This is a genomic window from Micromonospora saelicesensis, from assembly GCF_900091575.1.
Lineage (GTDB): Bacteria > Actinomycetota > Actinomycetes > Mycobacteriales > Micromonosporaceae > Micromonospora > Micromonospora saelicesensis.
In genome coordinates this window covers 488,816-509,490 of sequence record NZ_FMCR01000003.1, presented here as the reverse complement: position 1 = coordinate 509,490, position 20,675 = coordinate 488,816, and the positions used below count along the sequence as shown (strand labels likewise).

The following is a 20,675-nucleotide window of genomic DNA, read 5'->3' as shown; positions in this document are numbered from 1 at the left end:
GCGGGGGTGGCCGGTCGGGGCGGTCATCCGAGGATCTCCCGGAGATAGCGCAGGCCGTCCGTGGCGAGACGGTCCTGCGAGGGGGCCAACGGACGCCAGATCGCCGCGGCGGTGGCGATGGCCTCGTTCTCCGCCGTGAACGACTCGATGCAGATCGCGCCCTGGTAGCCGGTTTCCCGCAGGACGGTGAAGAAGCGGGGCCAGTCGAAGTGGTCGGCGCCGGGAGCGCCCCGGTTGGTGCCGCTGACCTGGACGTGCTTGATGTGCCGGCCGGCGAGCGCGAGGGCCGCGTAGGGGTCGGCTTCCTCGATGTTCATGTGGTAGGTATCGATCATGATGCCGACGTTCGGCGGTAGCCCGTCGATCAACTCGACCGTCTGCTCGATCGTGTTGACGACGCTCGTCTCATAGCGGTTCAACGCCTCGACACCGATGCTCACGCCCACCTCGCCGGCCTGCTCGGCCACCGGCGCCAGGGCCCGCCGGAAATCCGCGTAGCAGGCCGCGCGAGCCGCTGCCGACATCCGCCAGGTGCGGCCGACCGAGGCGTACGCGGGACCGCCGACGCATCCAGCGCCGACGGCCGCCGCGCTCGCCACGCAGCCCAAGAGGTACGCCACCGTCGACTCGACGACCGCTGGTGCGGCGTCGACCAGTTCCCGCCCCGGCGGGGTGACCGCGCAGACGCCGGCGGCGACGAGGCCGTGCGCCGCCAACAGGTCCCGGGTACGGATCGGGTCCCAGTCGCCGGGCTGCTCGATGGGCAACTCGACCGCGTCGAAGCCGAACGCGGCGATCCGCGGGATCAGCTGGGCCAGGGCCTTGTCGTCGACCGGCGAGGCCCAGACCCAGGGGTTGACGCCGATGGCGTACATCGGGCCCTACTTCCAGCGCTGCGGGTAACCGGGCAGGTCGGTGCAGCCGCACATCGCGTAGTGCAGCGGCGGCATGCCCGCGTCGAGGTACTGGTCCAGGTTGTCCTGGGTGACGGTCGGCTGCGGCAGCTTCCACGGGCTGGACACCTGCTGGCCGTCGAGGATCCGCAGCGCCGCGATGATCGGCGTACGCCACTGGTAGGTCGGGTAGGTCGGCGCGATAGCGGTGAGCTTCTTGTCCTTCCAGATCTTCAGGAAGTCGAGTTGGTCCTCACCGTTCATCGGCGGAACGGGCTTGCCCGCGTCCTGGAACGCCTCGACCGCCGCGACGGCCACCGCTCCGGCGTCCATCCAGACCCCGTCGATCGTGCCGTACCGCTGGATGTAGTCGTCGACGATCTTCTTGGTCTTGGCCGGATCACCATCGGTGAACTCGACACCGACGACGTCGACCTTCGCCTTGTCGAACGCCACCTTCGCCGCCGACCAGCGGGTCTCCAGGACGTCGACGCCGGGCAGGATCCGCAGGGCGAGGACCTTGCCGCCGGGCTTCATCTTCTGGCTGACGAACTCGGCCCCGACGTGGCCGAACCCGTAACCGCCGATGGGGTTGATGAACGTCACCGGGCACTTCGTGTTGACGCCACGGTCGAAGACGACGACCGGCAGCCCGGCCTTGCAGGCCGCCTCGACGGCCGGGGTGAGCGTGGCGGTGGTGTTCGGCGAGACGATGAGCGCGTCGCAGCCCTTGCCGAGCAGATCGTTGATGTCAGCGATCTGCTTCTGGTCCTTGCCCTCGGCGTCGACGTGCACGAACTCCTTGATGCGGCTCTTCTGCGCCTCGACCTCGGCCTGCATGGTCTTGAACCCGACCTGCCGCCAGGGGTTGTTCAGGGCCGCGTTCGAGAAGCAGATCTTGTGTGGGCCGTTCTTCTTGAACTTGGCGGTGTCGACCATCGTCGGGTTGAGCACCTGCTCCCACGGCTTGTCGGCCGGGCCTGTCGGTGCCGCGTCGAGCAGCGCCAACTCGGCGTCGTAGTCGGCCTGCACGAAGAACTTCGACTGGTCTCCGGTGCCGGACCCAGTGGCGGCGGATGCACTCCCCGACGGGCTCGCGGCCGGCTCGTCGGTGGCACAGGCGGTGAGGGACAGCAGGGTTACAGCGGCAATCGCCGCCATGGAACGTCGCACTATGGTTTCCCCTTTATCTCGACGAAGAACGCGTTGCCGAGACCGCCACGGCGAGCAGGATGATCCCGCCCTGGACGGTCGACCTGAGGGCGCCGGAGACGCCGTAGAAATTCATGAGGGCGAACAGCAGTTCGAGGGTCAGCGCGCCGAGCATCGCTCCGACGACCGCGCCGCGCCCCCCGCCGAGCGCCACCCCACCGAGGACGACAGCGGTGATCGCACCGAACTCCAGACCTGCTCCGGCCTGGAACGACACGCCGCTGTAGCCGCCCAGGAGGATGGCCGCCACCGCCGCCGCGAGCCCGCTGAGGATGAAGGCGAAGGTCCGGGTACGCCACACGCGTACGCCGCTGAGCTCGGCGGTGCGCGGGTTGTCGCCGACGGCGACCAGCGTCCGGCCGAAGTCGGAGCGCATCAGCAGCACGGCCGCCACCGCCAGGACCACCAGGACCAGCAGCGCGTACGGCACGCGGCCCAGCACCGGCACGTCCTCGAAGGCTCGCCGGCCGAACCGCCGGAACTCCTCGGAGAGCCCACCCTTCGGGGCGCCGTCGGACCAGAGGTAGACCGCGCCGACGAGGATCAGGAACATGCCGAGGGTGGTGATGAACGACGGCACCCGCAGGCGTGTCGTGATCAGGCCGTTGACCAGCCCGACCAGTGCGCCGAAGGCGAGCAGGAGCAGCACCACCGGCCAGGTACGCGCCGGGTCGCTGTCGATCAGCCGGGCGGCGACCACCACCTGAGCCGTGACCAGGGAACCGACCGAGAGGTCGAACTCGCCGGACACGATCACGAAGTACTGGCCGGCGGCGAGCAGGATGATCGGCGCCGAACGACCGAGGAAGGACATCAGCGACTGCGGGGCCAGGAAGTCGGGCTGCCGGATGCCGACGAGCACCAACAGCACCGCGAGGATCGCGAGGATTGGCAGGACACCACCGGGACGCACCCGCGGCAGACGCAGCGGCAGGGAGCGGGGCTGGACGGTCTGCATGGCTAGGCCGCCTTTCGCATGGCCCGGCGGGCGTAGACGGCGACCGCGGCGATGATGATGACGCCCCGGATCACCTGCTTGAAGAAGGCGTCGACCTCGAGCTGGTTGAAGATGGCGTCGATGCTGGCCAGCAGCAGGACGCCGCCGACAGTGCCGATGACGCCGCCGCGCCCACCGGCGAGGGCGGTACCGCCGATCACCACAGCGGCGATCGACTCCAGGTCGTAGAGGCCCTCGGTGCCGACGCGTGGGGCGCCCGAGCCGAGCCGACTGGCGAGGTAGATGCCGGCGAGCCCCGCGCACATCGAGCACAGCACGTGGGCGGTGACGAGGACCCGGTCGTTGCGGACGCCGGAGAGCCGGGCCACCTCCGGATCCCCGCCGACAGCGACCAGGTGATGGCCGAAGCGGGTCCGCGAGAGCGCGAACCAGGCCGCGGCGGTGACCGCTATCAGCAGCAGGAACGACACCGGCACCGGACCGACGCGCTGGTAGCCGAGCGCCTGCACCAGCGAGGGTGCGGTGGTGCCTGCCGGGCCGTCGTAGCCGTTGTCGAGGTAACCCTTGAGCAGCAGCCCGACGCCGAGGGTCGCGATGAACGCGTTGACCCGGAACCTGGTGACGAGGAGCCCGTTGAGCAGCCCGACGCCGGCGCTGACGACGAGCACCAGGCCGATCGCCGGCAGCACCGCGCCGTCGCTGCCGTTCATCGTCTCGGCCGCGACGAGGGTGCTGAGGCTGATCACGTACGCCACCGAGAGGTCGAGCGAGCCTCCCAGGATGACAAGGGTCTGGCCCACCGCGACCAGCCCGAGGCCGGCGGCGACATGCAACAGACTCACCGTCGTGGACTGGTTGAAGAGCTGACCACCGTCGAGCAGGACGACCAGCCAGCCGATCGTCAGGGTCAGGGTCAGGGCCACGAACACGCCCGGCACGGAACGCCGGGCCGGCGACAAGGACAGAGCGCTCACTGGGTCACCTCGGCTCGCGACTGCGGGGCTCGCAGACCCGGCTCACTCCTCGCGCTCACTGGGTCACCTCGGTTCGCGACTGCGGGGCTCGCAGACCCGGCTCACTCCTCGCGCTCACTGGGTCACCTCGGTTCGCGACTGCGGGGCTCGCAGACCCGGCTCACTCCTCGCGCTCACTGGGTCACCTCGGTTCGCGACTGCGGGGCTCGCAGACCCGGCTCACTCCTCGCGCTCACTGGGCCGGCTCCCGCACGGTGCCGACCGCCAACGCGACGACCTCCTCCTCGGTCGCGCCGGCGGGCAGCTCGCCCGCGACGTGGCCGTCCCGCATGACGACGATCCGGTCACTCATCCCCAGCAGCTCCGGTAGATCGGACGAGATCATCAGCACGGCCGCGCCATCACGGGCGAGGCGGCGGACGAGGTCGTGAATGGCTGACTTCGCGCCCACGTCGATGCCCCGGGTCGGCTCGTCGAAGAGCAGGATTCGCGGGTTGAGCGCGAGCCATCGGGCCAGCACGACCTTCTGCTGGTTGCCGCCGGACAGAAAGCGGATCTCCTGGTCGTCGCCGGCGCCGCGGATCTCCACGGCGGCCAGCAACTCGCGTACCCGGGTGGTCCTCGCCGCCCTGCCGGACCGGGCGGCGAAGACGGCCCGGCTGGCGAGCAGCGCGTTGTCCAGCACCGACTGCCGGGGGACGATCCCCTCGCCCTTGCGGTCCTCGGTGACGTAGGCGATGCCGGCCCGCATCGCGGTGCGGGGTGAGCGCAGTCGGACCGGCCGGTCGTCGAGCGTGACGTCGCCGGTCGTGAACGGCGACACCCCGAAGATCGCGCGGGCCAGCGCCGAGCGCCCGGAGCCCTGGAGGCCGCCGATGCCCAGCACCTCGCCGGCGCGCAACTGGAGGTTGACGTCCCGCAGCTTCCGGTTTCCCGCGTCGCGAAGGTTGAGCCGCACCGGGCCCCGGTCCTCCGGGGCGGCCCGGTCCGGGTAGTAGGTGGACAGTTCCCGGCCGACCATGTGCCGCACCAACTCGTCGGCGGTGGTGTCGGCGGTGTCCACTGTGGTCACGCGACGGCCGTCCTTGAGGACGGTGATCCGACCGGACAGGTCGAAGACCTCGGCGAGCCGGTGCGAGACGTACAGCAGCCCGATGCCCCGCTCCTGGAGCCGGCGCACCAGCCCGTAGAGCAACTCGACCTCGTGGTCGGCCAGGGCGGCGGTCGGCTCGTCCATGATGAGCAGCCGCGCGTCCAGGGCGAGCGCCTTGGCGATCTCGACGACCTGCTGCTGCGCGACGCCCAGCTGCCCCACCCGGGCGTCGGCCGGCAACGTGGTCTCACCGATCGAGGCGAGCAGCCGCGTGGTGCGGTCGACCATTCCCCGACGATCGACGAGCCCGCGTCGGACCGGCTCGTGCCCCAGGTAGACGTTCTCCGCGACGGTGCGCTCCGGGAGCAGGTTGAACTCCTGGTGGATGATGCCGATGCCGGCCCGCTGCGCGTCGCGCGGGCCACGGAACGTGCGCGTCGCACCGGCGAACTCGACAGTGCCCCTGTCCGGGGCGTACCCGCCCGAGACGATCTTCATGAGGGTCGACTTCCCGGCACCGTTCTCACCGACCACGGCGTGCACCTCGCCCGGTGCGACATCGAGGTCGACATCGTCGAGAACGCGGACTCCGAGGAACGACTTGCCGATGCCCCGAAGGGTGAGAAGCGGCGTCGGCGGCGGATCTGACATCCCGAAAGCCCTCACAGACAGTAGTCATCGACAAGATTAAATGCCACACTACGGCGGCTTCGAGGCGCTGGACAACAAGCTTTCGTGCCAACAGCGAGGACTTACGTTCTTGCGGTGCAAACATTCCCTTGACATCCGCGAAACATCACACGTATGAAGATAGATGTTTGGATGCGGGTCCGCAATCCTCGATCAAGCCCGACCGCCAGGCCGGGTCGCGATTGACAGGCGGTACCGCAGCAAAGGGGCCGAGCGCGACCGCCGTCCACCGGGCAGGACGTCGGATGTTACTTCGTGCATTGACAGTCTTCGATCTCTAGCTCATCCTGACCTCGTGGACCACGGGACGAGAACCACGGCCACCATCACGCTGTGTGACGTCCTGCAGGTCTGACTGCCGTTGCGGCGAACGGCATGAGGACAGGCCAGCGCGCCCCGTGTCTCTCGCGTGTCCAGGTCAACCTGACACGTCGTGGGACCCGTGGCCGCATTCCCTACGCCCGCCCAACCTAGGAGACGGCATGCGTCGTAACACATTGCTCATCTCAGTGATCGCCGGCCTGTTACTGGCGCTCGGACTCGCCCCACCCGCATCAGCGGCCCCGGCCTTCCGCGCCCTGGTGTTCAGCAAGACCACCGGCTACCGGCACGACTCGATCCCCGCCGGGATCTCCATGCTCCAGCAGCAGGCTGCGGCGAACAACTTCGAGGTGGTGGCGACCGAGGACTCGAGCGTCTTCACCGCTGCCAACCTGGCTACCTTCGACGTGATCGTCATGCTCCAGACCTCCGGCATGGTCTGGACCTCGGCGGCGCAGCGCCAAGCGGTGGAGGGGTACCTCGCCAGTGGCAAGGGCATCGTCGCCATCCACAACGCCACCGACATGGGCATCGAGTCCGAGTACCCGTGGTGGGACCAGACCATCAACGGCGGCGCCCACATGCCCGAGCACTCCCCTGGCGTGCTGCCCGGCACCGCGATCGTCGCCGACAAGAAGCACCCGTCGACGGCCTCTCTGCCGGATCGGTGGAACCGCAGCGAGGAGTGGTACAACTTCGACTCCAACCCGCGCGGCAAGGTGCACGTCCTGGTGACCGCCGACGAGCGCACCTACAACCCGGGATCCCGGGCGATGGGCCCGGACCACCCGATCTCCTGGTGTCGGGACACCGGAGGCGGGCGGGTGTGGGCCACCGCGATGGGCCACGCGATCGCCTCCTACAGCGAGACGAACTTCCAGAACCACGTCCTCGGTGGCATCAAGTGGGCCGCCGGTAACGCTGCCGGCGACTGCGGCGGCACCGTCTGGGGCAACTTCGAGAAGCGCACCCTGGACGACAATACGGTCGACCCGATGGCGATGGCCGTGGCCCCGGATGGACGCGTGTTCTACGCCCAGCGCGGCGGGCAGCTGAAGATCTTCAAGCCCTCCACCAACAGCACGGTGACCGCCGGCACGCTGAGCGTCTACACCGGCGGTGAGGACGGCCTCACCGGCATGGCGCTGGACCCCAACTTCGCCACCAACGGGTACGTGTACCTGTACCACTCGCCGGCGAGCAGCTCGACCGACGTCAACCGGGTCTCCCGCTTCACGATGAGCGGCGACACGCTGAACACGTCCAGCGGCGTGACGATCATCGACATCCCGGCGTACCGGGACCGGACCTTCCCGGAGCCCGGCCACACCGGCGGTTACATCGAGTTCGGTCCGGACGGCAACCTCTACATCGGCACCGGCGACGACACGCCGCCGAACCTCGACCCCAACTGGCAGGGCTACGCCCCGTTGGACTGGCGCTCGGGCAAGTCCAACCTGGACGCTGCCCGGACCGCGGGCAATACCAACGACCTGCGCGGCAAGCTGCTGCGTATCCGTCCCGGAGCCAGCGGCAGCTACACCATTCCGTCCGGCAACCTCTACCCCCAGGGCACGGCGCAGACCAAGCCGGAAATCTACGCCATGGGCTTCCGCAACCCGTTCCGGTTTTCGATCGACGCGGCCACCGGCTGGGTCTACCTGGCCGACTACGGGCCGGACCGCAACCCGCCCACCACCAACCGGGGCCCTGAGGGCCTGGTCGAGCTGAACGTGATCAAGACGCCCGGCAACTACGGCTGGCCGTTCTGCCACGGCAACAACCAGCCCTACGCGCCGTACAACCCCGACACCGGCGTCGTCGGCGCGAAGTTCAACTGCTCCGCGCCGGTCAACAACTCGCCCAACAACACCGGGCTGACCAGCCTGAAGCCGGTCGTCATGCCCAACATCTGGTACGGCTACCCCGCCTCGACGACCTTCCCGGAGCTCGGCTCCGGCGGCTCCGCGCCGATGGGCGGCCCGGTCTACCGGTACGACGCGTCGAACCCGTCCGCGACGAAGTTCCCGCCCTACTACGACGGGGTGCACTTCTTCTACGAGTGGTCGCGCAACTACATCAAGGAGGTGCACTTCGACTCCTCCACGGCGGTGACCCGCACCAACCCGTTCCTGCCCGGCGGTGGGTTCAACAAGCCGATGGACATGGAGTTCGGCAAGGACGGCTCGCTCTACCTGCTGGAGTGGGGCACCAACTTCGGTGGCGGCAACAGCGACTCCGGGCTCTACCGGATCGACTACATCCAGGGCGGCCGGTCACCGATCGTCAAGGCCACCGGCACACCCACCAGCGGCACCGCACCGCTCACCGTCCAGTTCAGCAGCGCGGGCACGTCCGACCCGGACGGCAACACGCTGAGCTACCTGTGGACGTTCGGCGACGGCACCACCTCGACGGCGGCCAACCCGTCGAAGACGTACACCTCCAACGGCAACTACACGGCCCAGTTGAAGGTCACCGACAGCACCGGTAAGACCGGCTTCGCCAACGTCCCGATCACCGTCGGCAACAGCGCCCCGGTGGTCACCATCACCACACCGGGCAACGGAGGCATGCTGACCTTCGGCGACAAGGTGCCGTACCAGATCACCGTGACCGATCCGGACGGCGGCACCGTCGACTGTTCGAAGGTCATCCTCAACCCGGCGCTGGGTCACGACGACCACGCGCACGAGACCACTGAGTACCCGGGCTGCTCGGGCACCATCTCCACCGACCTGCTCGGTGGGCACCCCGATGGCGCCAACCTGTTCTACGTGCTGAACGCGCGGTACACCGACAACGGCGGCTCGGGGGGCGGGTCCCCGCTCACCGGCACCGCGCAGGCGATTCTGCAACCGAAGCACAAGCAGTCCGAGTACTTCAGCAGCCAGTCCGGCATCCGGGTCGTCGACCAGGCTGCGGCGGAGAGCACCAAGCGCGTCGGTGACATCTCCACCAACGACTGGATCGCGTTCAGCCCGATGAACCTGTCCGGCATCTCGACGGTCAGCTACCGGGTGTCGTCGCCCTCCGGCGGCGGTTCGATCGAGCTGCGCGCCGGCTCGCCGACCGGCACGCTGCTGGCCACCACCACGGTGCCCAGCACGGGCGGCTGGGACAACTACCAGTCCACGACTCCGGTGAGCGTCGCCGCGCTCAGCGGGACACAGACGCTCTACATGGTGTTCAAGAACAGCAACAACTCGTTCGATCTGGACTCGCACACCTTCGGCGGAAACGGCGTCGGGACACCCGGCACCGGCACCGGCGGTGGCCTGGCGGGCAAGACCTGGACGGTCACGGCGCAGCACAGCAACAAGCTGATGGACGTCAGCGGTGTCTCCACCGCCGACGGCGCCCAGATCACCCAGTGGGCTTCCACCGGTGGCAACAACCAGAAGTGGCAGGCCGTCGACGCCGGCAGCGGCGCGGTCTACCTGAAGGCGGTGCACAGCGGCAAGTGCGTCGAGGTGGTCGGCAGCTCCACCGCGGCGGGTGCCTTCCTCCAGCAGGCCACCTGCAACAACGGCAACCAGCAGAAGTTCACCGCCACGGCGACGGGAACCTCCGGCGTCTACACGGTGCGCAACGTGCTGAGCGGGCTCTGCGTGGACGTCAACGGTGCCGCCACCACCGACGGCGCCCGGCTGTTGCAGTGGACCTGCCACAGCGCCGCCAACCAGCAGTGGCGGTTCACCGCGGTGTGACCCCGCGACTGTCGCGGTAACAGATGACGTCCCGGTCGGGACCGGTGTCCGAGTAACGGAGCCGGTCCCGGCCGGGACGTCGTCGTTGGTCAGGCAGGCCGACCGGGCGGCACGGCGAGCAGCCCGGCCGCCGCCAGGTCGTCCCACAACTCCTCCGGCACGACGATCCCGGACCGTCGCACCGTCTCGACCGCCTGCGCCTCGTTGCGGACGCCGACCACCGTCGACACCACGGCCGGGTGCCGGCGGACGAAGGCGAGGGCCGCCTGCGGCAGGGTCACCCCGTACGTCTCGCAGACAGTGGCGATCCGCCGCGCCCGCTCGATCAGCACGGCCGGGGCCTGCTGGTAGTTGTAGACGGCGTCGGCCGGCGGCCGGTCCCGCGAGAGCAGCCCCGAGTTGTAGACGCCCGCGATGACCACGCCCACCCCCCGGTTCTCGGCGGCCGGCAGCAGGTCAGCGGCCGCACCCTGTTCGAGCAGTGTGTACCGCCCGGCGCACATCATCACGTCGACGTCGGTCTCCCGGACGAACCGAGCCAGCATCGCCGACTGGTTCATGCCGGCGCCGATGGCACCCACGACGCCCTGGTCCCGCAGGTCGATCAGGGCGGGTACGGCCTCGTGTGCGGCCTGCTCCCAGTGGTCGTCCGGGTCGTGCAGGTAGACGATGTCGATCCGGTCCAGCCCGGTCCGCTCGAGGCTGGCCTCGATGGAGCGGAGCACGCCGTCGCGGCTGAAGTCCCACACCCGGCGGTGGGTCGCGGGCACATCGAACCCGTCGGAGTCCCGCAGATGCGCGTCCTGGGGCGACGGCACCAGGAGTCGCCCGACCTTCGTCGACACCACGTACTCGTCGCGCGGCCGTTGGCGCAGCGCGGCGCCGAGGCGGCGCTCGGACAGCCCGAGGCCGTAGTGCGGCGCGGTGTCGAAATACCGGACACCCGCCTTCCACGCGGCGTCGACCGCCGAGGCGAACTCCTCGTCCGTCGTCGTCCGGTACAGGTTGCCGCCCTGGGCCGCGCCGAACCCCAGCTCGGTGAGCCGTAGCTGAGGGCGGCGCGGCAGTGCGCGCGCCATCATGACGGCTCCAGCCCGTAGACGCGGCGTGCCGTCTCGCCCCAGACCGACGCCCGGCCGGTCCCGTCCTGGCCCTCCAGCAGCTCCGCCAGGGTGTCGACCCACCGCTGGTACGAACTGGCGAGCAGACAGACCGGCCAGTCCGAGCCGAACATCAGTCGGTCCGGCCCGAACGCGTCGAGGGCGTCGTCGACGGCCTGTCGAAGGTCGGCCGGCGTCCAGTGCGGGAGCGGCACCTCCGTCACCAGCCCGGAGAGCTTCGCCGTCGTGTTGGGCGAGGCCGCCAACGACCGCAGGTCCCGGCTCCACCCGGCCATCTCCGGGCTGCCGAGCGCGGGCTTGCCCAGGTGGTCGAGGACGAAGCTCACCTCCGGCAGGTCGCGCGTGAGACGCGCGGCCATGGGGAGTTGGTGTTGGCGTACCAGCAGGTCGAAGACGAGGCCGGCGGCACCCACCGCCGCGATCCCCCGACGGACGTCGGGACGGTCCAGGTACGCCGGGTCGCTCTCGGACTGCACGAGGTGGCGGATGCCGACGAGGCGTTCCCCACCTCGGGCGGCCCGCAGACCGTCGAGGCGCTCCGCAACGTCGTCGGCGGTCAGGTCCACCCAGCCGACGACTCCACTGACCACTGTGTCCTCGGCCGCCACTCCCAACAGGTCGACGGTTTCCGTGTCGGAGGCGACGGACTGCACCACCACGGTCGCGGTGACCCCGGCCGCCCGGGCCAGCGGCGCGAGATCGGCGGGTTCGAAGTCGGCGTCGATGGCCGCCATGGTCACCGGGTCGATCCACGGCTGCGGGTGCCGGGCGCGGACCCAGAGGTGGTGATGCGCGTCGACGATCCCGGCGCGCCCGGGCTCCTGTGCGCCCGTCATCGGCCCAACCAGCCGCCGTCGACGGGCAGCACGACGCCGTTGACGTAGTCCGACGCGGTCGACGCCAGGAAAACCGTGGCACCGCCGAGATCGTCGGCCCGGCCCCACCGCCCGGCCGGGATCCGGCCGAGGATCGCCTCGTTGCGGTCGGGGTCGTCGCGCAGCGCCTGCGTGTTGTCGGTGGCGATGTAGCCGGGCGCGATGGCGTTGACGTTGACCCCGCGGGCTGCCCACTCGTTCGCCAGCGCCTTGGTGAGGCCGGCCACGCCCGACTTCGACGCGGCGTAACCGGGGACGGTGATTCCGCCCTGGAAACTCAACAGCGACGCGGTGAAAATGATCTTCCCTCGGCCGCGCTCGACCATCGTCCGGCCGATCTCCCGGCTGAGGATGAACTGGCTGCTGAGGTTCACCTCGATCACGTGGTCCCACATCTCGTCCGGGTGCTCCGCGGCCGGGGTCCGAGCGATCGTGCCGCCGTTGTTCACCAGGATGTCGACCGGCCCGAGAGCGATGATGTCGCTGGCCAACCGGTGCACGGCCGCCCGGTCGCCGAGGTCCGCCCGCAGCGCGGTGAACCGGCGGCCGGTGGCGCGCACCCGGCGTTCGACCTCGCTGCCCTCCGCTTCGAGCTGGGCGGAGACGCCCACGATGTCGGCGCCGGCCAGGGCCAGGGCCTCGGCCATGGCAAGGCCGATACCGCGCCGCGCCCCGGTCACGACGGCCGTCTGGCCGGACAGGTCGAACATCGCCGTCACTGGTTACCCTCCCGCACATCGAGCAGCACCTTCATGACGCCGCCACCCTCCAGCGCCTCGAAGGCCGCGCTGGCCGCCTCGACCGGCTCGACCCGGGAGATCAGCTGCTGTGCCGGGATCGCACCCGAGGCGACCAACCGGATCGCCTCCACCATGTCGTCGCGCTGATACAGCCGGGCACCCAGGAGTTCCAGCTCACGCCAGAAGAACCGGTGCAGGTTGACCTCGCGGGGCTGAGGATGGATCGCCACCATGACCAGCCGCCCGCGAGTGGTGAGGACGTCGACCGCCGTGGTGACGCCGGCCGGGGAGCCGGACACCTCGAAGGCGATGTCGGCGCCCGCGCCATCGGTACGGTCGTTGACCAGCGCCACGACGTCGGTCGCTCGCGGGTCGACGGCCTCGATCCCGATCCCCTCCGCCACCTCGCGTCGGAACGGGTCCGGCTCGACGAGGAGCACCCGCGCGCCACGGCCCCGCGCGACGGTGGCGATGAGGACGCCGACCGGCCCACCACCGACCACTACCACCTGGTCGTCGGCGGTCACGTTCCCCCGGCGTACGTCGTGCACGGCGACCGCCACCGGCTCGACGAGCGCCGCGTGGTCGAGCGGCAACTCCTCCGGAAGCGGCAGAACCAGCTCCACCGGCACCGTCCAGGAGGACTGCATGGAACCCGGTGAGTCGATGCCGAGGAAGTTCATCGCGTGGCAGACGTGGGAGTTGCCCCGCTGGCAGGCGGCGCAGCGTCCGCAGGGCCGGGTCGGCATCACGGTGACGGCCTGGCCGATGTTCCAGCCGGTCACGCCCTCGCCGACGGCCGCGATCCGCCCGGACATCTCGTGCCCGATGATCGCGGAGTCACCAACCCGGGCGTCCATGTCCCCGTGGTAGATGTGCAGATCCGTACCGCAGATGCCGGTGTACGCCACCTCGATCCGTACCTGGCCGGGACCCGGTGGCTCCGGGTCCCGGTTCTCGATTCCGAGGTCTCGCGCTCCCCGGTAGACGACTGCCTTCATCGTTCCTCCGTCTCGACGGTCGGTACGTCGGTCGTGCCGACCGGGCATGGTCGTGGGTGCATCGCCGTCGCGATGCACCCACGCCTTTCCTGTTCTGGTGGTCAGCTCAGTGCCGTGCGGTCGGCGACACCTCGTTGCGGGAGTTCAGCGACACGACAGGCACCTGGCCGGTGGGGATCACCCCGTCGACTCCGGCCAGCAGCCGTCGTCCGGCCCGTTCCGGCCGGACGTTGGGGCTGTCGGCCGTCTGCGCCTGCGGGCGGCGGTTGACCGCCCGGATCCGCTCCTCGTCCACCCGGACCCCTAGCCCGGGTGCGTCGCCGAGGATGAAGGCGCCATCCTCGACGTGCAGGTCGATGGAGACACCAACGGGTGTGTGCAGGTCCTGCAACTCGCTGGTCAGGTGGTTTGGCACCGAGGTCGCGGCGTGCAGCAGCCCGACCGGGCTGTTGCCGATCGGGCTGACCGGCAGGTCGTGGGCGTGGGCCAGGGCGGACGCCCGCAGGAAGTGGGTGACCCCCCAGACGGCCGCCATCTGGACGATGTCGACAGCACCGGCGGCGATCAGCGGACGGTACTGTTCGAGCCCGGTGAGGTTCTCACCGGTCGCGACCGACGCGGACACGCCTCGGCTGACCGCGGCGAGACCCTCGGCGTCCCAGCGCCGGACCGGTTCCTCGATCCAGATGAGGTCCAGTGTGCGTTCCAGTTCGCAGACATGCCGGACCGCCTGCTTGCGGGTCCACGCCTCGTTGACGTCGAGCATCAGGCCCGGCCGTCGACCGTGCCCGGCCTCGGTCAGGACATCCCTGACCAGGCTCAGGCGGTGCCGATCGCGCTCGATGTCGAGGCCGCCCTTGAGCTTGGCCGCTCGCAGGCCGCGGCTCGCGTAGACCTCGTACTCCGCGACGAGTTCGTCGTCGGTGAGCCCGATGTCCAGCCCGGACGCGTAGGCGGTGACCCGTCGGTCCCGCCCGCCCAGCAACCGCCACAGCGGTTCGCCGGCGGCCTGCGCCTTGATGTCCCACAGTGCGGTGTCCAGAGCACCGATGGTGCCGAACACCGGCCCGGCGTGACCCGCCTTGAACGTGTGCCGCAACATGCGGTCGTACAGGGACGTCACGGCCCGGGGGTCTTCGCCCTCGATGGCTGGGAAGATCCGCTCGATCTCGACGTGCGGCCCGAGGCCGACTCCCGAGATGCCCTCGTCGGTGTCGACGACGACGATCGAGACCGGGACCACCCCGTCGGAGAAGACCCCGTTGGCGTCGCCGACTGGTCGGCCCCATTCCTGAACCGTGGAGAGCGTCCGATATCCCGTGATCCGCATGTCAACCCTTCGTGGAACCGGCGGCCACGCCGTCGGCAATTTGGCGCTGGAGGAACAGGTAGACCAACAGGACGGGTATCGCGGCGATCAGCACCCCGGACGCGAAGGTGGGGATGTTGTCGGAGTACTGCCCGCGCAGCGAGGTCACGCCGATCATGAGCGTCCGGTGTTCCGCCGAGGGCATCATCACCAGCGCCATGAGTACGTCGTTCCAACAGAACAGGGCGTTGAGGATGCCGACCGACAGCAGCGCCGGGGTGCCCAGCGGCAGCATGATCCGGCGGTACACGCCGTACACCGTGCTGCCGTCGATCCGCGCGGCGTCGACGATCTCCGGGGGAATGCCCTTGTAGTAGCTCGTCATGAGAAAGACCGTGAAGGGCAGGAACTGGGCCACGTAGACCAGGATCAGGCCAGGGTACGTGTCGATGAGCGCGGTGTCGGCCATGATCCGGGCGAGCGGCACCATGATCACCTGGAACGGGATGAAGAGCCCCGCGAGGCAACCCAGGAACAACGCCGACGAGCCGCGGAACCGTAGCTGGCTCAGGGCGAAGCCGGCCATCGACCCGAACAGCAGCAGCAGGAGCACCGACACCGTCACCACGAACAGCGAGTTGACGAAGTAACGGCCCATGCCGACGCTGGTCCACGCCGTGCTGATGTTCTCCCAGCGCAGAGCGTCGGTCAGGCCGAACCGGTCGAGGATGTAGTCACGCCGGGTCTTCATCGCGACGTTGGCGGTGAACAGCAGGGGGTAGATCGTCGCCAGGGCGAGCAGCGACATGGGGATGGCGATCAGCCACCGTCCCAGGCGGAGGCGAGACATCAGTCCTCCTTTCCGGAGCGTTCGAGCAGCTTGATCTGCAACAGCCCCACGACGAGCATGATCATGAAGAGGATCGTCGAGGCCGCCGACGCGAGAGCCGGACGGTTCATCTGACCCTGCTGCTTCCAGATGTAGAACTCCGGCAGGTACGTCGACCCCTCCGGCCCACCGCTGGTCATGATGTAGAGCAGCCCGAACATGGAGGTCAGCATCCCGATCATCGTGGTCACGAAGACGAACTGGATGGTGCGCGAGAGGGCCGGGATGATGACGTGCCAGACGACTTGGCGCAGCGTCGCCCCGTCCACCCGGGCGGCGTCCAGGAGCGCGGCGTCCAGCGTGGCGAAGCCGGCGAGGAACACCACCAGGGCCATCCCGAAGGTGGCCCAGATGTGCACACCCACCACCATGAACATGGCGATGTCCGGGTCCCCGAGCCAGTCCACCGGACCGACGCCGAACGACCCGAGCACGGCGTTGAGCGGGCCGTCGAAGGCGAGCAACAGGTTGAAGATCGCACCCACGATGACCGGTGAGAGCACCGCCGGAAAGAAGTAGACGCTGCGGTAGAAGCGGTGGCCCGGCACCCGGAGGTAGATGAACGTCGCGAGCAGTCCGGGGATCGCCACCGCCACCGGCAGCAGGAGCACCAGCAGCCCGACGTTGCTCAGCGCGGTCTGGAACAGCGGATCCGCGAACAGCTCGCGGTAGTTGCCGAACCCGACCGCCGTCCCGTTCTGCTCGCCGTCACCGGTGAAGGAGAAGTTGACGCCCAGCAACAGCGGGTAGAGCCGCAGCAGCACGATGATCAGAACGGCCGGAAGGACCAGGATGTAGGGGGCGTAGCGCTCGGCCCCCAGGCCGCCACGGGTGCGACGGGGTCGGGCCCCACTCCGATGCGCGGCGGGGGTGACCGCCGCCCCGCCGGCCCGTCCGGCCGAAGCCGGACGGACCGACGGTTGCGTGTTTCCGATCGGCACGAGGTCAGCCCGCCTGGTCGGAAGCGGCCAACTGCTTCACCACCTCGTCGACGGTGACCGATCCGCTGAGCAGCTGCTGGGAGAGGCGCCCCATCAGGTCCAGCGTCTTCGAGGAGAGCGCCACGTGCAGAGCGGGCTTGCCGGTCTTCAGCTCGCCGACGATCGTGGCGACGGCCGGCCCGGCCTGCGACACGTCGATGGTGGTGTCGGCGGCGATCGCGCCGGCGTCGGCGTAGAAGGCCTTCAAGGCGTCGGCCGAGCTCAGGGAGCGCGCCAGGTCGGCGGCCACCTTCGGGTCCTTCGTCCACTTGGCGACCGCGTAGCCGATGCCACCGTCGTACGGGAGGGTCGGCGTGGTGCCGGCGGTGACGATCGGGGCCTTCATGACGCCGAGCTTCTCCGGGGTCAGGAACTCGTTGAAGTCCTGCCAGTGACCCACGTCCGACATCAGACCCATCACGTGCGCGGCCTTACCGGACTGGAAGAGCGCGAAGGAGTCGTTGAACATGGCTGTCGAGTTGGCCCCGTCGCTGTTCATCTTCTTGTCGCCGGTCTCCTTCCAGGTCTGGAAGAGCCGCTTGACGTTGGCCGAGTTCCAGTCGCGCTTGCCGGCGATCCAGGCGTCGTACTCCGCGGCGGTGAGGGTGGTCGAGCCCATGCTGGAGAGCCAGAACTGAATGCCGACGCCCTCCTTGTTGCCGAGGGCGAAGCACTTGGAGCCGGCCTTGGCGATGGCGGCGCAGTCGGCGACGAACTTGTCCCACGTGGTGGCCGGGCTCGCCGGGTCGAGGTTCGCCTTCTGGTAGATCGCCTTGTTGTAGTAAATGGGGTAACCCTGCAGCGTCACCGGGGCGGCGTAGGTCTTGCCGTCCTTGGCGAATGCCTCCCAGCCGGCCAGCCGCTGCTTGTCCTCTGCCACGTAGTCGTCGAGGGGCACCAGCGCGTCCACCCGGTCGCGGATCTGACCGCCACCGTTGAACAGCATGACGTCCGGGCCCTTGCCGGACTGGATCGCCGCACCGAGCAGGGTGTAGTACTGGTCGAAGGGCTGTGCGACGAACTCCACCTCGACGTCGGGGTGCTTCTTCTTGAAGTCGGCCTTGGCCTTGTCCAGATAGGATTTGGCGAACGGCTCGCCGGACTTCCAGTCCCAAACGACCAACTTGCCGTCCGAACTGGTTGACTTGCCCGAATCGCTAGCACTTCCACAACCGGCCAGGGCCAGGCCCACAACGAGGACGGCCGACCATATTGCGCGCTGTCTCATCGATTGTCACCTCTGTATGGGGGGTGGCCGGCGGGTGCCCCGCGAGCCAAATGTTGACCGGAAGGTAACTCGTATGACGTGTGACGTCAACAGTCGGCCGTACACTGACCCAGACGTCGTGCCACGGCGAGCCATTCGGAGGGGGACATGACGCCACCGCAGGAGACAGCCCTGAACAGCCCGGCGACCCCGGCGTGGGTGCGTCGGCCGACCAACCTCGCCAGGGCGGTCACCGCCGAGCTGGTGGAGCGCATCGTCCGCGGCGTACACCCGTCCGGGACATCCCTGCCTCCCGAGCCGATCCTCTGCGAGACCTTCGGCGTGAGCCGGACCGTCGTCCGGGAAGCAGTGAAGATCCTTCAGGAGAAGGGGCTGGTGCAGGTCCGTCAGGGGGCCGGCACCATGGTCACCCCACCGTCACACTGGGACATGCTCGACGAACTCGTCCTCGCGGCCACCATCGCGGTGGACGACAGCCTCGCCATCCTCGACGACCTGGTCGTCACCCGGCGGGTGCTGGAGTCCGACATGGCGAACGTCGCCGCCCGTCTCGCCGACAGCGAGACCGTCGATCGACTGCGGGCCATGGTCGACCGGATGGACGAGCTCGTCGACGACCACGTCACCTACCACGACCACGACCGGGCCTTCCACGACACGATCATGCAGGCATCCGGGAACCGTATCGCCCGTGGCGTCGTACGCGCGCTGGAGAGCCAGGTCATCAACACCGCCCGGTACATGGGCCGGACCGAACGGGCGTTGTGCGTGGCGTCCAACCAGGGGCACCGACGCATCTACGAACGCATCGCGGCCCACGATCCCAACGGCGCCGCCGAAGCGATGTTCACCCACATCACCGAGGCCTGGCTGGTCCGTCGCAGTGGCTCGGGGAGCCCGGTCCGCCTCGAACGCTGACCGTCACTGACAACGGACGGCGCCCGCCCCCCGAGGTACGGGAGCAGGCGCCGCCAGCTGTGCCCGACAAGAGTCACGAGAACTGGGCGAAGAACCTCCAGATCTCACCCTTGGTCCAGGTGGTGATGCCGCTCTCGGCATAGGTGCCGTCCACCGGGCCGGGCATGTGGCCGTTGTCGTACGCGGCCCACTGCACCGGGTATCCGGCCCGGCAACCCGAGTAGGTGGTCGTGACGTGCGTGCGGCTGCCGGCCGCCGGCTCGCGCGGGCTCTGCGCGGTGCAGCCGTTGTTCCGGACGAACGTGTCGCGCAACGCCCGGCCACCCGAGATGCCCAGGACGTTGTCCGAGATGCCGTGCAGTCCGAAGTACGCGATGGGCTGCGTACCGCCACTGCAGCCGCTGATCTGCCCGCCGGAGATGACGGCGACCGCGCGGAAGGCATTGGCCCGCGCACAGGCGACGGCGTAGCTCATGCCGCCACCCCAGCTGAAGCCGAGCGCGAACCGCTGCCTCGGGTTGACGCAGAGGCTGCTCTCGATCCGGCTGATCATGTCGTCGACGAAGGTGATGTCCTCACCGCCGGAGTTGCCCCAGCCGTTGCCGAATCCCTGGGGCGCCACCAGGATCGCGGTGTTGTTCGACTGCTCCTGCTGCCCGTAGTAGGACCACGGGGTCCCGCTGGTGCCGCCGGAGGAGATCTCCTGCATGGTGCCGCCCCGCCAGTGGAAGGCGAAGATCAGTCGGTAGGGGTTGCTGTTGTTGTAGTTGGCGGGCACCCGCAGGATGAAGGTCCGGGTCTTGCCGTTGCTCTGGATCGTGTGCGTGCCGCTGGCCAGCGCCGGTGCCTTGCCGCACCCGCTGCCACCCGACGGGGGTGGCGTCGTGGGGTCGGTCCCGCCGTCGACGCGGACGAGCTGCCACTGCTGGTTGGTGCCGTTCCAGTCGGCGTACTGCACCACGTTCCCGCCGTCGGCGGTGGACGCGCCCTGCACCTCGATGGCCTTGTTGCTGTTGCGGTTGATCAGCCGAACGTAGCCACCGTCCGAGTCGGCCAGCCGGAACTGCTGGTTCGTGCCGTTGAGGTCGGACCACTGCACGATCGCGCCGCCGTCGGCGGTGGAGAAGCCGCTGACGTCGAGCACCTTGCCCGAGTGCCGCGACTTGATCCGGTAGTAGCCACCCCCGGAGTCCACGAACTGCCACTGCTGATTGACCCCGTTGTTACGCGTCCACTGACTGATCCGCGCCCCGTCGTTGGTGGCCGAGGCGTACAGGTCCAACGCCTTACCGCTGTTGCGATTCACCAGCACGTAGGAGGCATTGGTGTCCACTGTCGCTGCCGTCGCGGGCGCCGCGTTGACCGCGACGAGTGTGCTGGTCGCCATGACCGCGGCCGCCGCCGCGGCCAACCCTGACCGCCAGCCAGATCTCTGTCGAGAGGCGGGACGAGCCTCACCGAGGGCTTTCATGGTCCACTCCTTCGATCGGGGTCACCCACGAGCGGGAGCGCCCGCGCGTGCCCTGGCGTGCGTGCCGGCGTCCTGGTGGTGGCGTCAGCACGTCTGGGGTGTTGTGTGCGGGCAACCCGCGGCCAACGGCGTACGTCGATGGAATGCCACGATCCGGGCTTCGTGGCAGGCCCGCGCCGAACCCCGCGGCGCAACGTCCTGGCTCCCGGTGGCCGGGTGGCCCGCGGGGTGAAAATTAGCGGGTGAAACGTCATACGTCAAACGATTGGTATCGATTCGCGCGATCGCAGCC

General features: G+C 69.1%; 16 protein-coding genes. 2 read left to right on the top strand and 14 right to left on the bottom strand.

The window, feature by feature from the left end; genetic code table 11:
- Nucleotides 1-23: 23 nt before the first annotated feature.
- The 5 genes from GA0070561_RS15440 to GA0070561_RS15420 all read right to left on the bottom strand — a co-directional run bounded on the left by GA0070561_RS15440 (nucleotide 24) and on the right by GA0070561_RS15420 (nucleotide 5,781).
- A complete protein-coding gene (locus GA0070561_RS15440; protein WP_091401052.1) occupies nucleotides 24-875 on the bottom strand; it encodes a sugar phosphate isomerase/epimerase family protein in 852 nt (283 codons plus the stop codon).
- Between the two features lie 6 nt (nucleotides 876-881).
- Nucleotides 882-2,066, bottom strand: coding sequence for a substrate-binding domain-containing protein (locus GA0070561_RS15435; protein ID WP_244166246.1), 1,185 nt, complete (start codon nucleotides 2,064-2,066; stop codon nucleotides 882-884).
- 13 nt (nucleotides 2,067-2,079) lie between these two features.
- The gene (locus GA0070561_RS15430; protein WP_091401048.1) at nucleotides 2,080-3,063 is read right to left on the bottom strand and encodes an ABC transporter permease; all 984 of its coding nucleotides are present in this window, start codon (nucleotides 3,061-3,063) and stop codon (nucleotides 2,080-2,082) included.
- A gap of 2 nt (nucleotides 3,064-3,065) precedes the next feature.
- Nucleotides 3,066-4,037 (bottom strand): ABC transporter permease, encoded by a 972-nt coding sequence (locus tag GA0070561_RS15425; protein WP_091401046.1) that lies wholly within the window; start codon nucleotides 4,035-4,037, stop codon nucleotides 3,066-3,068.
- 232 nt (nucleotides 4,038-4,269) lie between these two features.
- Complete coding sequence (locus GA0070561_RS15420; protein WP_091401044.1) at nucleotides 4,270-5,781, bottom strand: sugar ABC transporter ATP-binding protein; 1,512 nt, start codon at nucleotides 5,779-5,781, stop codon at nucleotides 4,270-4,272.
- 521 nt (nucleotides 5,782-6,302) lie between these two features.
- Between GA0070561_RS15420 and GA0070561_RS15415 the strand changes: the two genes are divergently transcribed.
- A complete protein-coding gene (locus tag GA0070561_RS15415; protein WP_091401042.1) occupies nucleotides 6,303-9,851 on the top strand; it encodes a ThuA domain-containing protein in 3,549 nt (1,182 codons plus the stop codon).
- 89 nt (nucleotides 9,852-9,940) lie between these two features.
- Here the strand turns inward: GA0070561_RS15415 and GA0070561_RS15410 are convergent, their stop codons facing one another.
- The 8 genes from GA0070561_RS15410 to GA0070561_RS15375 all read right to left on the bottom strand — a co-directional run bounded on the left by GA0070561_RS15410 (nucleotide 9,941) and on the right by GA0070561_RS15375 (nucleotide 17,994).
- The gene (locus GA0070561_RS15410) at nucleotides 9,941-10,933 is read right to left on the bottom strand and encodes an aldo/keto reductase (RefSeq protein ID WP_091401040.1); all 993 of its coding nucleotides are present in this window, start codon (nucleotides 10,931-10,933) and stop codon (nucleotides 9,941-9,943) included.
- Nucleotides 10,930-11,808, bottom strand: coding sequence for an amidohydrolase family protein (locus tag GA0070561_RS15405; protein ID WP_091401038.1), 879 nt, complete (start codon nucleotides 11,806-11,808; stop codon nucleotides 10,930-10,932). Before GA0070561_RS15405 ends, GA0070561_RS15410 begins: the two co-directional genes overlap by 4 nt.
- The gene (kduD, locus tag GA0070561_RS15400) at nucleotides 11,805-12,557 is read right to left on the bottom strand and encodes a 2-dehydro-3-deoxy-D-gluconate 5-dehydrogenase KduD (protein ID WP_091402145.1); all 753 of its coding nucleotides are present in this window, start codon (nucleotides 12,555-12,557) and stop codon (nucleotides 11,805-11,807) included. The genes GA0070561_RS15405 and kduD overlap by 4 nt, the downstream gene beginning before the upstream one ends.
- 5 nt (nucleotides 12,558-12,562) lie before the next feature.
- Complete coding sequence (locus tag GA0070561_RS15395; RefSeq protein ID WP_091401035.1) at nucleotides 12,563-13,588, bottom strand: zinc-dependent alcohol dehydrogenase; 1,026 nt, start codon at nucleotides 13,586-13,588, stop codon at nucleotides 12,563-12,565.
- 106 nt (nucleotides 13,589-13,694) lie between these two features.
- Nucleotides 13,695-14,918 carry a mandelate racemase/muconate lactonizing enzyme family protein gene (locus tag GA0070561_RS15390; RefSeq protein WP_091401032.1) on the bottom strand — a complete coding sequence of 408 codons (1,224 nt, stop codon included), beginning with the start codon at nucleotides 14,916-14,918 and terminating at the stop codon, nucleotides 13,695-13,697.
- A 1-nt stretch (nucleotide 14,919) separates the two neighbouring features.
- A complete protein-coding gene (locus GA0070561_RS15385) occupies nucleotides 14,920-15,747 on the bottom strand; it encodes a carbohydrate ABC transporter permease (protein ID WP_091401030.1) in 828 nt (275 codons plus the stop codon).
- A complete protein-coding gene (locus GA0070561_RS15380; RefSeq protein ID WP_181539246.1) occupies nucleotides 15,747-16,727 on the bottom strand; it encodes a carbohydrate ABC transporter permease in 981 nt (326 codons plus the stop codon). Before GA0070561_RS15380 ends, GA0070561_RS15385 begins: the two co-directional genes overlap by 1 nt.
- A 4-nt stretch (nucleotides 16,728-16,731) precedes the next feature.
- Nucleotides 16,732-17,994, bottom strand: a complete 1,263-nt coding sequence (locus tag GA0070561_RS15375) for an ABC transporter substrate-binding protein (protein ID WP_091401027.1) — start codon at nucleotides 17,992-17,994, stop codon at nucleotides 16,732-16,734.
- 147 nt (nucleotides 17,995-18,141) lie between these two features.
- Here GA0070561_RS15375 and GA0070561_RS15370 point away from each other — a divergent pair, with 147 nt between their 5' ends.
- Nucleotides 18,142-18,912: a FadR/GntR family transcriptional regulator gene (locus GA0070561_RS15370; protein ID WP_091401025.1), complete on the top strand. Its 771-nt coding sequence runs from the start codon at nucleotides 18,142-18,144 to the stop codon at nucleotides 18,910-18,912.
- 73 nt (nucleotides 18,913-18,985) lie between these two features.
- On the opposite strand, the gene GA0070561_RS15365 is transcribed toward GA0070561_RS15370, so the two are convergent.
- Nucleotides 18,986-20,383, bottom strand: a complete 1,398-nt coding sequence (locus GA0070561_RS15365; RefSeq protein WP_091401023.1) for an RICIN domain-containing protein — start codon at nucleotides 20,381-20,383, stop codon at nucleotides 18,986-18,988.
- Nucleotides 20,384-20,675: the final 292 nt, after the last annotated feature.